The sequence below is a fragment of the Brevundimonas sp. genome, assembly GCF_046293315.1.
GTDB lineage: Bacteria > Pseudomonadota > Alphaproteobacteria > Caulobacterales > Caulobacteraceae > Brevundimonas.
In genome coordinates this window covers 30,382-42,574 of sequence record NZ_JBKBPF010000012.1, presented here as the reverse complement: position 1 = coordinate 42,574, position 12,193 = coordinate 30,382, and the positions used below count along the sequence as shown (strand labels likewise).

At 68.7% G+C, this 12,193-nt stretch carries 11 protein-coding genes; 3 read left to right on the top strand and 8 right to left on the bottom strand.

Annotation, left to right across the window (positions count from 1 at the left end; all coding sequences use genetic code 11):
- Positions 1–1,140, bottom strand: coding sequence for a DUF2336 domain-containing protein (locus tag ACK4SE_RS11490; RefSeq protein WP_409692683.1), 1,140 nt, complete (start codon positions 1,138–1,140; stop codon positions 1–3).
- A 95-nt stretch (positions 1,141–1,235) separates the two neighbouring features.
- The gene (locus tag ACK4SE_RS11485; RefSeq protein WP_409692682.1) at positions 1,236–2,030 is read right to left on the bottom strand and encodes a transglycosylase SLT domain-containing protein; all 795 of its coding nucleotides are present in this window, start codon (positions 2,028–2,030) and stop codon (positions 1,236–1,238) included.
- A 270-nt stretch (positions 2,031–2,300) separates the two neighbouring features.
- Here ACK4SE_RS11485 and ACK4SE_RS11480 point away from each other — a divergent pair, with 270 nt between their 5' ends.
- Positions 2,301–3,026, top strand: coding sequence for a TonB family protein (locus tag ACK4SE_RS11480; protein WP_409692679.1), 726 nt, complete (start codon positions 2,301–2,303; stop codon positions 3,024–3,026).
- Here the strand turns inward: ACK4SE_RS11480 and ACK4SE_RS11475 are convergent.
- Together ACK4SE_RS11475 and ACK4SE_RS11470 are read right to left on the bottom strand one after the other, a co-directional pair.
- Positions 3,023–4,030, bottom strand: coding sequence for an NAD(P)/FAD-dependent oxidoreductase (locus ACK4SE_RS11475; protein ID WP_409692677.1), 1,008 nt, complete (start codon positions 4,028–4,030; stop codon positions 3,023–3,025). The two genes, ACK4SE_RS11480 and ACK4SE_RS11475, sit on opposite strands and share 4 nt — an antisense overlap.
- A 35-nt stretch (positions 4,031–4,065) precedes the next feature.
- Entirely contained in the window at positions 4,066–5,901 is a 1,836-nt protein-coding gene (locus tag ACK4SE_RS11470) for a phosphoenolpyruvate carboxykinase (GTP) (RefSeq protein WP_409692848.1), read from the bottom strand.
- Between the two features lie 225 nt (positions 5,902–6,126).
- Here ACK4SE_RS11470 and ACK4SE_RS11465 point away from each other — a divergent pair, with 225 nt between their 5' ends.
- Positions 6,127–6,750 (top strand): DUF938 domain-containing protein, encoded by a 624-nt coding sequence (locus ACK4SE_RS11465; RefSeq protein ID WP_409692674.1) that lies wholly within the window; start codon positions 6,127–6,129, stop codon positions 6,748–6,750.
- On the opposite strand, the gene ACK4SE_RS11460 is transcribed toward ACK4SE_RS11465, so the two are convergent.
- Entirely contained in the window at positions 6,747–7,250 is a 504-nt protein-coding gene (locus tag ACK4SE_RS11460) for a hypothetical protein (protein WP_409692672.1), read from the bottom strand. The two genes, ACK4SE_RS11465 and ACK4SE_RS11460, sit on opposite strands and share 4 nt — an antisense overlap.
- A gap of 246 nt (positions 7,251–7,496) precedes the next feature.
- Between ACK4SE_RS11460 and ACK4SE_RS11455 the strand changes: the two genes are divergently transcribed.
- Positions 7,497–8,270: a pseudouridine synthase gene (locus ACK4SE_RS11455; RefSeq protein WP_409692669.1), complete on the top strand. Its 774-nt coding sequence runs from the start codon at positions 7,497–7,499 to the stop codon at positions 8,268–8,270.
- Here ACK4SE_RS11455 and ACK4SE_RS11450 read toward each other — a convergent pair.
- From ACK4SE_RS11450 to parC, 3 genes are all read right to left on the bottom strand, one after another.
- A complete protein-coding gene (locus tag ACK4SE_RS11450; RefSeq protein WP_409692666.1) occupies positions 8,264–9,292 on the bottom strand; it encodes a M48 family metallopeptidase in 1,029 nt (342 codons plus the stop codon). The two genes, ACK4SE_RS11455 and ACK4SE_RS11450, sit on opposite strands and share 7 nt — an antisense overlap.
- 6 nt (positions 9,293–9,298) lie before the next feature.
- Positions 9,299–9,868 (bottom strand): LemA family protein, encoded by a 570-nt coding sequence (locus ACK4SE_RS11445; RefSeq protein ID WP_409692664.1) that lies wholly within the window; start codon positions 9,866–9,868, stop codon positions 9,299–9,301.
- Positions 9,869–9,967: 99 nt separating this feature from the next.
- Entirely contained in the window at positions 9,968–12,166 is a 2,199-nt protein-coding gene (gene parC / locus ACK4SE_RS11440) for a DNA topoisomerase IV subunit A (RefSeq protein ID WP_409692662.1), read from the bottom strand.
- Positions 12,167–12,193: the final 27 nt, after the last annotated feature.

Genomic DNA, 12,193 nt, shown 5'->3' with positions numbered 1-12,193 from the left:
CTACGCCGCGTTGGCGGCCAGCATTTCCGTTTCCGGGGTCCGGTCCAGGCGCTCAAGAAGATAGGTCAGATCCTCGCGGCCGGTGTTCGGACGCTGGGTCAGAAACCGCTCCAGCATCCGCTGCTGGAACCGTTCCCCGCTCAGCATGACGCCTTCGGCCTGCATGCCGCGCCAGGTGTCGACCCCGGCCCGGAAGGCCTGGAACAGGCGTGGAGGAAGACCCGCCCGATCATAGATCGCCTTCAGCCCCAGCGGCCCCGCATCGTGGATCATCAGCCACGAGCGGTCATGGGACACCCCGGCCAGCTCCGACAATCCATGCTCGAAGAAGGCCATCTGCCCACGGGCCAGCCCGCGCAGCAAAAGGGACGGGCTCAGCGCCTTTCGCGCGTTCAAGGTGGCCACGAAGCCCGCCATATCCGCCGACGCGCCCGCCTGATCGATCAGATCGACCGTGGCCCGCTCGCGCGTGAAGCTGGCCAGTTGAATGGCCACTTCGGGCGCCAGGGCGTGACGGCTGACCAGATGCTGGCGCACCGCCTCGCTGGCCAGGCCGATCAGCTTTTCCGTGATCGCCATGGGCAGGACCGGCCGATAGGCCAAAGCGGCCACCAGTTCCGGAGACGCGCCGAACCGCTGAATGGCCCGGCCCATCGCGCTCTCGGACAGGTCCGCGTTGTCATTGGCCGCGAGGGTGCGAACCGCCAGTTCCCCCGCCTCGGCGGCGATGATGTCGGCCACGTCGCGCGACACCTTCGGTCGCCCGGCCACCGCCACCTGGCGCGCCGATGACCCGCTGCGCAGGATCTCGATCAGGTCTTCGTCAGCGAATGCGGGCGAACAACCGATGATGGGCATGGCTACGCTGTCCACGTCCCGGGCCAGGCGCCGCGCCACATCGCGGGGCAGCAGGTCCGAGGATTTGAGGGTCACCGCCAGGGCCCGGCGGACCATCTCGGACACATCTCCGGCCAGAACCCGGAGGATCTTCTCGGCGGCGGCGCGGTCCGGATCGCTCAGATCAGCCCGGTCGATGGCGCGGCACAACTTGTGCGCCGCGGTCGCTCGCTCGTCGTCATCGCCGCTCTTGATCAGGCAATGCAGGTCCAGGTCGGTCAGGTGGGCGCGAGAGGCGGTCATGCGGGCTTCCGAAAGTCAGGCCCCGAGGATGTGTCCGTTATCCTTAAGGTCGCGTTTACCGTAACGGCCGGATCGGACTTTCGATCGCCGTTCGCTCAAGTCTGGCGCGATTCCTCCGGCGGCGCGAACGCCTTGAGGAAGGTGCTGGCCTCCCCTTCTCCCTGGGTCCCCAGCAGCATGTTCAGCAGGCTCTGGTCCTGGGCCAGACGGTCCATGCGCGCGGCGATCATGCGGTCTCGATCGCTCAGTTGCGGCGCCGACGGCTGCGGCGTTCCGACGGCCGGCTGGTCGCCGGCCGTGCGTTGCAGGTTCGCGTGCACCTCGGCCACCGTCGCCGGACGGCCGCCGCGATAGAAGATCGACCGGTTCGCCGCTGCCGCCTGGGGGAACAGCGCCGCCGCCGAGGCCGCCGGCCGCGTGGCCATGGCCTCCATCAGGGTCGCGGCGCCCGCCGGCCCCAGGAAGTGCGCGGCGTAGAGATCGCCGCCACCGGGCTCGCGCCCCGTGCGGCCGCGAAGATAGGCGGCGTTGGACGCCGCCAGTTCGGCGGCCATCACCGAGGCCGCATGCGGGTCGAAGCGAAGGTCCATGACCACGTTGCGGGCCGAGCCCTGCACCCGCCAGCGTCCGTCCGAGCCGCGATGGATCAGGTCGGCGTACTGGCCGTACCCATGCCGATGCCCGTTCTGCTTAAGCGTGGCCAACCAGGTCTGTTCGATGAACTGGAACAGGCCCGCCGCCGTCGAGGTGCGCGCCTGCGCCTGCGGATTCATCGCGCTTTCGCGCCGCGCCGTGCGCATCAGAAAATCGAAGTCCACGCCGGTCGCGCTGGAGGCGCGCCGAATGGCCGCCTCCACGCCGCCCGATGAGGGAATCGATCCAATGCTCATAAGATTGACGGTCGTTTACGTTGGTTAACGAAACCCTAAACTTCGTTAACGAGGTCTGACCATCCACAGATCACTGGAATCCGCATCACAGAGTGCTGATCACCCTTCGCCGCAAAGTCGCCACAACCCAGGCGCGACACTTCGTTCGTCGGACGTCGGTCTCCGGCTTTCCGACCTGGACACGAGAGCCTGATTCATGGCCTCGGCGAAATCGTGACGCGGTTCCGCTTCAGCCGGTCAGGCTCCCGCAAACAAAGGGAGTGGACGGCGATGATGATGAAGCTCGCAGGCGGGCCCGGTTCGGTTCATCCGCTGGATTTCAACAACCGCAAGCGGCCGGTTCCGCGCTGGGTCTGGCTGGCGGTCGGCGCCTCGCTGATGGTGCACGGCGCCGCCGGAGTGTGGCTGTACCAGCAACGGTTCGAACTGCGGGCTGAAGCGAATCCCGAACCGCCGATCACGGTCCTGGAGATGCAACCGCGCGTTCGCCCGCCCGACCCCGCAATCGCCCAGACCCCGCAGCCGCCCACGGCCGTCCATAACCCGGCGCCCAATCAGGTCGAGCCGATCGAAACCGCCCCGTTCACGCCGCCGGACATCCCGGTCACGGGTCTGGCGTTCGAACCGGTGTTCGTTCCCGCCACACCGGGCCCGGTTCAGGACGCCGCGCCGGCGCAGTCCATCCCGGCGGCAGCCCCCGGCGTGATCACCAATCCGCGCTGGATCGCCCGCCCGACCGCCGATCAGATGGCGCGAGCCTATCCGGATCGCGCCCTGCGTGACGGGACCGAGGGCTCCGCCACCCTGCAATGTTCGGTGACGGCGCGGGGCAGCCTGACCGGCTGCTCAGTGATGTCGGAAACGCCCGGTGGACAGGGCTTCGGGCGGGCCGCCATGCAGCTGTCGCGGCACTTCCGCCTCAGCCCCCGTACGGTGGACGGCCAGGCGGTGGAGGGCGCCCTGGTCACCATCCCCCTCACCTTCCAGCTAAACTAGAAGCGCAAAGGATCGAAGGCGGCCGAAAAAGCCGTCTTCGGTTCGCCCGTCACGGCCGCGGTCACGGTCCGGGCCACCGCGGGCGCCAGCAGCCAGCCGTTGCGGCGCGGCGCCAGGGCGGCGAACAGCCCCTCCCCCAGCGCCCCGGCCATGGGCAGGCCGTCGGGAGACGCCCCGCGCACGCCCACGCGGGTCCGTCGCACGCCGATGGACGTCAGGTCGAAGAACCGCCCCGCCGACTGGATCATGCGCTTGGCCTGAACGGAATCGGGCGCCAGGTCGCGACGGTCGAAATCCATGCTGGCGCCCACCATGACTCCGTCGATCATCGGGGCCACATAGGCCCCCGGCCCGCGCCGCATCCGCTCCACCGTCAGAGCGAAGACCTGCTCCAGCTGGCCCCGGATGGGCCGGATCAGGCCGACGATACGGGCGGCCTCGGGCGTTAGCCCCGGGATCGGGGCCTCTGGGCCCGTCGCCAGAATCACCGTCCGCGCGCTGATCACCTCGCCGGACTGAAGCCGCGCCTCCCACCGCGCGCCATGCTGCGTCAGTTCCGCGACGCGGCTGGTCGCCATGGCGAGACCCGGAAACGCCTTCAGGGCCACCATGGCCGGCCCGGCGTCCACCCGCCAGTCGTCAGGGGTGAAGGCGACCCCATTGTCGACCCAGGCGGCAAAGCCCAGATTCAACAGCCTTTCGCCGACCGCCGCCGCATCGGGTCCGCACCATTGCGAGCCTTCGGCCGAAACCGACACACCGATATGCTCGGCGAACTCAGGCCACAGGTCCCGCGCGTCGCGCATCAGCTCGGCCCGCTCCCGCGACACGTTCTCCAGCGCGCATTCCAGGGCCGGCGCGATCATGCCCGCGGCCACGGACGAGGCGTTGTCGCCGCCCGGGTCGACCACCGTCACCCGGCGTCCGCGGCGGATCAATTCGACCGCCGTTGTCAGGCCCAGAACGCCCGCGCCGATGATGATGATTTCTCTTGAGGATGACACGCGCCGTCATTGACCGGCGCGCGCCCTTTTTCAAGCTATTCGGCCGCCATCCGCGCCGCCCGCGCCCGATCCAGCCGTTTGGTGAGGGCCTCGTGCTGTCGCCACAGCGCCCCGGGCAGCCGGTCGCCGAACGGCTCGAAGAAAGCCGGGATCAGGGCCGCCTCCTCGCTCCAGACCTCGGGGTCCACGTCCAGCAGGGCATCCAGCTGCGCCTCGGTCAGATCGAGGCCGTCCAGATCCAGCGCATCCGCCGTCGGCACACGCCCCACCGGCGTATCGACGGCCTCGGCCTCGCCTTCCAGCCGCCGCGTGATCCACTTCAGCACCCGCACATTGTCGCCGAAGCCGGGCCAGATGAAGCGGCCGCCCTGATCCTTGCGGAACCAGTTGACGAAGAAGATGCGCGGCAGCTTCGCCGCGTCCGCCCGCTCGCCCAGCGCCAGCCAGTGGGCGAAATAGTCACCCATGTTGTAGCCGCAGAACGGAAGCATGGCGAAGGGATCGCGACGCAGTTCGCCGACCCGGTTCTCGGCCGCCGCCGTGCCTTCGGACGCTACGGTGGAGCCCATGAACACGCCGTGCTCCCAGTCGAAGGCCTCGGTCACCAGCGGCACCGCGCTGGCCCGGCGCCCGCCGAACAGGATGGCCGAGATCGGCACGCCCGCAGGGTCTTCCCATTCCGGTGCGATGGTCGGGCACTGGTCGGCCGGGGCGGCGAAACGCGAGTTGGGGTGCGCCGCCGGTTCGCCGGATGCCGGATCGTAGGGTCGCCCCTTCCAGTCGGTCAGGCCCTCGGGCGCGTCCCTGGTCAGACCCTCCCACCACACGTCGTTATCGGCGGTCAGGGCCACATTGGTGAAGACGGTGTTTTTCGTCAGGGTGGCGAGGGCGTTCTGGTTGGTATTGCGGCTGGTGCCCGGGGCCACGCCGAAGAAGCCGGCCTCCGGGTTCACCGCATACAGCCGCCCGTCGTCGCCAAAGCGCATCCAGGCGATGTCGTCGCCCACGGTCTCGGCCTTCCAGCCCTCCAGCGTCGGTTGCAGCATGGCCAGATTGGTCTTGCCGCAGGCGCTGGGGAAGGCGGCGGCCACATAGTGCACGCGCCCCCCGGGATCGGTCAGCTTCAGGATCAGCATGTGCTCGGCCAGCCAGCCCTCGTCGCGGGCCATGACCGAGGCGATACGCAGGGCGTAGCATTTCTTGCCCAGCAGGGCGTTGCCGCCATAGCCGGAGCCATAGGACCAGATCTCCCGCGTCTCGGGGAAGTGGACGATCCACTTGTCGTCATTGCAGGGCCACGGCACATCCGCCTGCCCGTCGGCCAGCGGCGCGCCCAGCGCATGGACGGCGGGCACAAAGGTCCCGTCCTCGCCCAGTTGATCCAGCGCGGCCTGGCCCATGCGGGTCATGATCGGCATGGACAGGGCCACATAGCCGCTGTCGGTGATCTCCACGCCCAGGGCGCTGATCTTCGAGCCCAGCGGCCCCATGCAGAACGGCGCCACATACAGGGTGCGGCCCGCCATGCAGCCGTCGAACAGGCCGTTCAGGCGCTCGCGCATTCCGGCCGGGTCGGACCAATTGTTGGTGGGTCCGGCGTCGGCCTCGTCTTGCGAGCAGATGAAGGTGCGGCTCTCGACCCGGGCCACGTCCTTCGGGTCCGAGGCCGCATAGTAGCAGCCGGGCCGGGTTTCGGGGTTCAGCGGCCGCAGGGTGCCGCGCGCCACCAGATCGGCAGCGATGGCGTCGGCCTCGGCCTGGGACCCGTCGCACCAGTGCACCCGGTCCGGCCGGGTCAGGGCGGCGATTTCGGCCACCCAGGCGATCAGGCCACGGTGGTTCGTCGGGGCGGCGTCGAGCCCCGGAATCATGTTGGTATTCAAGGCACGTCTCCCTGAGCTTCCTCAGGCCCGGCGATCTGTCGCCGCCGTGGCCTCACGGCGATCACGCCGTGTTACAGGATGGCAGAAACACCCCTTCCGACGCGGCGTCAACTGGCGCAAGAATCCACCCCTTTGTGGCCATGGAAGGCAGCGCTGCGGGCTTTTCCGTTCGCGGGACGGCGCGTCGGCGGCTAATCAGGGATCATGCAGACCATGGATTCCCTCGCCGCCCTGCCCGACGGCGCAGCGTCCTCGCCGGCGGCGGGCCGCAACGCCGGGCCGATCCAGAGCGTGCTCAAGGCGCACCTGCCCGCGCGCGGCCGCGTGCTGGAGATCGCGGCGGGCAGCGGGGAGCACGCCCTCGCCTTCGCTCGCGCCCTGCCCGATCTGGACTGGACGCCCAGCGACCCGTCGGAAGATGCGCGGACCAGCATCGCGGCGTGGCGGGAGACGGCCGGACTGGACAATCTGCAGGCCCCGCTGGCCGTCGACGCCGCCGATCCGTCCACGTGGCCGGACGGCCCCTTCCACGCCGTGGTCTGCATCAACATGGTCCACATCAGCCCGTGGGCCGCCACCGAGGGCCTGATGGGCGGTGCGGCCCGGGCGCTGGTCCCGGGGGGCCTGCTGTACCTGTACGGGCCATGGCGCGAGGCCGACGTTCCACTGGCGCCGTCCAACGCGGACTTCGACCAGAATCTGCAAGCCCGCAACCCCGAGTGGGGATTGCGGGCTCTGGAAGACGTCTCGCAGCTGGCGCGGGATCACGGCCTGCACCTGACCCTGCGGGTCGAGATGCCGGCCAACAATCTGAGTCTGCTGTTCCGCAAGGTTTAACCCAGCGTCTGGGCCACCAGGCTCAGCTGTTCGCGGGTCATCAGCGGGGTCGCACCCTCGCTGTCGATGACCGCGCCCGGCGCGTCGGCCAAGGTGGCCGGATCGATGTCCATGGCGCGGGCCGCCTGCGCGACGCCTTCACCGAAAGCCAGAACCGTGATGCCGTTGGCGCGCGCCGTGGTGATCATGGTGGCCACCTTTTCCTCGGCGGCGGAGTCCGGGGCGCCGCCCGGAATGATCAGGCCGGCCATGGAGCCATCCTCGATATCGCTCATCTTGGCGGTCGGCAGCACCGTCACGCCGCCGACGGACATGCTCGCGTCTCCGGTGGAGATGGGGGCCATGGAGATGCCTTCGTACTGCATCAGCTGCTCGACATCGCCCAGCGGACCGAAGTCCATCGAGCGGCGCATGGCCAGGCCCACACGGGCGCGAATGGGTGCACGGCGAAATCCGCCACGGGGTTTTCCAGATTTACCGGCGTTGTATTGAGCGTTCATGCTTCTCCTGAAAGGTTGATCTCAAGTCGACGGACAGCACGACGCCGTCCATTTCCTCACGCTTCGCGTCAAAGACACGAAAATGACGGCGCGAGCCGCCGCCGCGTCAGGCGCGGGGCGGGACAAGGCGATCCGTCATGTGGATGAGGTCTGTTACAGGTCTTTGGCCCTTGGGGTCAACCGCACAGCCTTGCCGTCGGGCCCGCGCGCCGCCAAAAGAAGGCCTTCCCGCTTCACGGACCGACCATGGCCTTCACCCGCACCTACGACGGCGACGAACCCGTCCGGATCAACAAGTGGCTGGGCCAGACCGGCGTCTGCTCGCGCCGCGAGGCCGAGGGCCTGATCGGCCAGGGGCTGGTGCGCATCGACGGCGAGGTGGTCACCGACGCCGGCCGCAAGATCGAGCAGGGCCAGACCCTGACCCTCAGCGACGACGCCGAGGCCGAACTGGCGGCGGGCGTCACCATCGTCCTGCACAAGCCCGTCGGCTATGTCTCGGGCCAGCCGGAGCCGGGCAAGATTCCGGCCGTGCGCCTGCTGACCGGCGCCAATCGCATGGGCGCAGGGCAGACCCCGGCGAAGGACGCCTCCCTGCCCCCCATCGGCCGGCTGGACGAGGACTCCCGGGGTCTGCTGCTGCTGTCCACCGACGGCGTCGTGGCCAAGGCGGTCATCGGGCCGCAGTCCGAGCTGGACAAGGAGTATCTGGTCACCGTCCGGGGCCCGATCACCGAGCGCAAGCTCAGCCTGCTGCGGCACGGTCTGGAGCTGGACGACCGCCAGTTGAAACCCGCCCGCGTCACCGTGGTGCAGGGCCAGACGATGCGCTTCATCCTGACCGAAGGCCGCAATCGCCAGATCCGGCGCATGTGCGATCTGGTGGAGCTGCGCGTCACCGATCTGCACCGCACCCGCATCGGACCGCTGGCGCTGGGCGACCTGCCGGAGGGCAGATGGCGCATGCTGACGGCGGACGAGCGCGCGGCGCTGATCAGCGGCTCAGGCGCGGCTCAGTAGGTCGGCGGCACGGCGGTGGCGGGCGCGCCGCGCGGCGCCACAGGCGGCAGGTCCCGGCCGCCCGCAAACCGCACCAGGGCGTCGATGCGCTTCTCGATGGGCGGGTGGGTGGCGAACAGGCCCGCGAAGCCGGCGCCCTTCTCCTGATTGTCCAGGAACATGCCGCGCAGTTCGTCAGGCGCCTCGATCTTCGACTGTCCCGACACCTTGCGCAGGGCCGAGATCATGGCGTCGGGGTTCTTGGTCAGTTCGGCCGCGCCCGCATCGGCCACATATTCGCGGGTGCGCGACAGCATCATGCGGATCACCGCCGCCAGCACGAAGCCGATCACCGCGATGGCGATGCCGATGAGGATCAGCGGCCCGGCGTTCTTGTTGTTGCCGCCCCGGCCGCCACGCGAGAAGAACAGGCCCCGGAACACCAGTTCCGCCATGACGCTGATGATGCCCGCGAAGATCGAGGCGATCACCATGGTCCGCACGTCCTTGTTGATGACGTGGGTCAGTTCGTGGGCGAGCACCGCCTCCATTTCGTCACGGTCCAGGGCGCCCATCAGGCCGCGGGTGACGGTGACGGAATAGCGCCCCTCGTGCAGGCCCGAAGCGTAGGCGTTCAGCTCGGGCCGCTCGATGATACGCAGGGTCGGTGTGCGCAAGCCGCGCGAGATGGAGAGGTTTTCCAGCTGATTGTAGAGCTCGGGCTCGTCGCGCCGCTCGACCTTCTTCGCGCCGGTCATGGCGTCGATCATGGCCTGGCTACCGACGTAGGAAATGGCGAACCAGATGGCCGCGACCACCAGGGCAGTGGGCACGGTCCAGCCCAGCATCGACCCAGCGAGGGCCATGTCGTCGCCCAGCGTGCCGCCGGAGTTCGGTATGACCCCGAACCCCATCAGCACCAGCTGGAGCCCGTACAGAATCACCACCAGCAGCACGGGGAAACCCGCGAGCAGCATGATCGAGCGCGTATTGTTGGCCCAGATGTGGGTCTTGAGCCCGACGGCCTGACCGTAAAACGCCATGGGTCTCTAGAACTTCACCTGCGGCGGCGCGGCGTTCATGGCCGCGCGGTCCGCTTCGCCCAGATCGAAGAAGGGCTTGTCCGAGGCGAAGCCCACGAGACCGGCGAACAGCACGGTCGGGAACTGGCGGCGCACGGCGTTGAACTCGGCCACGGCGCTGTTGAAGAAGCGGCGGGCGGCGGCCAGCTTATTCTCGATGTCCGAAAGCTCGTTCTGGAGCTGCAGGAAGTTGGTGCTGGCCTTCAGGTCCGGATAGGCCTCAGCCACCGCGAACAGACGCCCGAGGGCGGCGGTCAGCATGTTCTCGGCCTGGACCTTCTCATTGACGCTGCCGGCGCCCTGGGCGGCGGCGCGGGCCTGGGTGACGGCCTCCAGCGTGCCGCGCTCGTGACCCGCATAGCCCTTCACGGCCTCGACCAGATTGGGGATCAGGTCCTGACGCTGGCGCAGTTGCACGTCGATGTCGGCGAACGACTGATCGGCGGCCTGATCCAGCGCCACCAGCCGGTTGTAGGCGCCGACGACGAGAAACAGCAGTACGACGACGATGACGCCGATAACGATCCAGGTGACCATGAAGTCCTCCTTATCCTAGAGCGCCACTATCGCGCGGATGAGGGCCTGACCCCAAGTGAAATCGGGGTCAGGAACGGGATTGTCAGATCGGCCGAGGACCTAGCGGAACTTCCTAAGCCCCCTCGGCCCCTGACGACCGGCGGCGGCGCGCTTGCCCAGCCAGTCGCGCCAGTCGGGCCAGTTGCGGCGGCGGTCGCCCCCGTCGCGCCAGTCGGGGCCTTCCTCGGCGTTGAACACGGTGATGTCCGCCAGACCGCCCTGCTTGTAGGTCTGCAGCTTGAAGCCCTTGCCGCGCGCCATCTCCGGCAGTTCCTCCAGCGGGAACACCAGCGCCTTGATGTTGTCGCCGATCACCGCCACGTGGTCGCCGGCGATGCGCAGGCACGCGGCCATGTCGCCGTTCAGCACCTGCTTGCCGCCGCGCTTCTGGGCCAGGGCGTCGTCCTCCCCCGTGACGAATCCATAGCCTGCCTTTGACGCCACCAGCAGCTTGCCGCCCGGCTGGTGCGCCAGCACGGTCACGATGCCCGCGCTCTCGTCCAGATCGATCATCAGGCGCAGCGGCTCGCCGTGCCCGCGCCCGGACGGCAGCTTGTCGGCGCCGAGGGTGAAGATTCGCCCGTCCGACGCCGCCACCAGCAGCTTGTCGGTGGTGAAGGCGGGCACGAGGAAGGCCAGGTCGTCGCCTTCCTTGAACTTCAGCTCGGACGGATCGTCCACCTTGCCACGAGCGGCGCGGATCCACCCGCGCTCGGACAGGATGACGGTGATGGCCTCCCGGGGGATGAAGGCGTCAATGGACACCTCGCTGACGTCGGGCGCATCGCCCATGGTGGTGCGGCGCGGCGAGATCAGGGCCTTGCGCACGTCCTGCAGGCCCAGCGCCAGCAGCCTGGTCTGCTTGGCCGGCGAGGCGATCATGGCCTTCAGGCCCGCCAGCTCCTCGGTGAGTTCGTCGAACTCCTTCTGGATGGTCATCTCCTCCAGCCGCGCCAGCTGACGCAGGCGGGTGTCGAGGATGAAGTCGGCCTGCAGCTCGCTCAGGGCGAAGCGTTCGATCAGCCGGGCCTTGGGCTGGTCCTCCTCGCGGACGATGCGGATAACCTCGTCCAGATTGAGGAAGACGGTCTTGAGGCCTTCCAACAGGTGCAGGCGTTTCTCGATGCGTTCCTGCCGCCACTGCCCGCGCCGGATCAGCACCTCGCGACGGTGATCGAGGAAGGCGACCAGACAGGCCTTCAGCCCCAGCACGCCCGGGGTGCCGGTGGCGTCCAGCACGTTCATGTTGATGGGGAAGCGCACCTCGAGGTCGGAGAGCTTGAACAGGCTCTCCATCAGCACCTCGGGCTCCACCGTACGGGACTTGGGCTCGAGGATCAGGCGGATGTCCTCGGCGGACTCGTCGCGCACGTCCGCCAGCAAGGGGGCTTTCTTGTTCTCGATCAGATCGGCCAGAGCCTCGATCAGCTTGGACTTCTGCACCTGATACGGCATCTCGGTGACGACCACGCGCCACATGCCCCGGCCCAGATCCTCGGTCTCCCAGCGGGCGCGCAATCGCACCCCGCCCCGGCCGGTCTGGTACGCGTCGAGGATCGAGGCGGCGGACTCCACCGCCACGCCGCCGGTGGGGAAGTCGGGGCCGGGCACGATGGCCACCAGTTCCTCGGTGGTGGTCTCGGGCGCTTCCAGCAGCTTGAGGCAGGCGTCGATCAGTTCGGCGGCGTTGTGCGGCGGGATCGAGGTGGCCATGCCCACGGCGATGCCTGACGAGCCGTTGGCCAGCAGGTTCGGGAACCCGGCGGGCAGGACGATGGGCTCCTCGTCCTGATCGTCATAGGTGGGGCGGAAATCGACCGCGTTCTCGCCGATGCCCTCCAGCAGCAGCTGGGCCGCCGCCGTCAGCTTGCACTCGGTGTAGCGCATGGCCGCGGCGCTATCGCCGTCGATGTTGCCGAAATTGCCCTGTCCGTCCACCAGCGGATAGCGCTGGGCGAAGTCCTGGGCCAGGCGCACCAGCGCCTCATAGATCGAGGCGTCGCCGTGGGGGTGGTAGCCGCCCATCACCTCGCCCACCACCTTGGCGCATTTGCGCGCCGCGGCCTGGGGGTTCAGGCGCATCTGGTGCATGGCGTACAGAATGCGCCGGTGCACCGGCTTGAACCCGTCGCGCACGTCCGGCAGCGCCCGGTTGGTAATGGTCGACAGGGCATAGGCCAGGTAGCGGCGGCTGAGCGCCTCGCCCAGGGGCTCGTCGACGATGCGGCCGCCCTCGGGCGGCGGAGTGTGAACAGTCATGGGCCGTCGAATCAGGGATGTGAGGCG

Excerpts from the sequence above, each read along its gene's own strand:
- ACK4SE_RS11470 (WP_409692848.1), bottom strand. The coding sequence starts at position 5,901 with ATGATTCCGGGGCTCGACGCCGCCCCGACGAACCACCGTGGCCTGATC.
- ACK4SE_RS11485 (WP_409692682.1), bottom strand. The coding sequence starts at position 2,030 with ATGAGCATTGGATCGATTCCCTCATCGGGCGGCGTGGAGGCGGCCATT.
- ACK4SE_RS11450 (WP_409692666.1), bottom strand. The coding sequence starts at position 9,292 with ATGGCGTTTTACGGTCAGGCCGTCGGGCTCAAGACCCACATCTGGGCC.
- ACK4SE_RS11445 (WP_409692664.1), bottom strand. The coding sequence starts at position 9,868 with ATGGTCACCTGGATCGTTATCGGCGTCATCGTCGTCGTACTGCTGTTT.
- ACK4SE_RS11480 (WP_409692679.1), top strand. The coding sequence starts at position 2,301 with ATGATGATGAAGCTCGCAGGCGGGCCCGGTTCGGTTCATCCGCTGGAT.
- parC (WP_409692662.1), bottom strand. The coding sequence starts at position 12,166 with ATGACTGTTCACACTCCGCCGCCCGAGGGCGGCCGCATCGTCGACGAG.
- ACK4SE_RS11460 (WP_409692672.1), bottom strand. The coding sequence starts at position 7,250 with ATGAACGCTCAATACAACGCCGGTAAATCTGGAAAACCCCGTGGCGGA.
- ACK4SE_RS11465 (WP_409692674.1), top strand. The coding sequence starts at position 6,127 with ATGGATTCCCTCGCCGCCCTGCCCGACGGCGCAGCGTCCTCGCCGGCG.
- ACK4SE_RS11490 (WP_409692683.1), bottom strand. The coding sequence starts at position 1,140 with ATGACCGCCTCTCGCGCCCACCTGACCGACCTGGACCTGCATTGCCTG.
- ACK4SE_RS11455 (WP_409692669.1), top strand. The coding sequence starts at position 7,497 with ATGGCCTTCACCCGCACCTACGACGGCGACGAACCCGTCCGGATCAAC.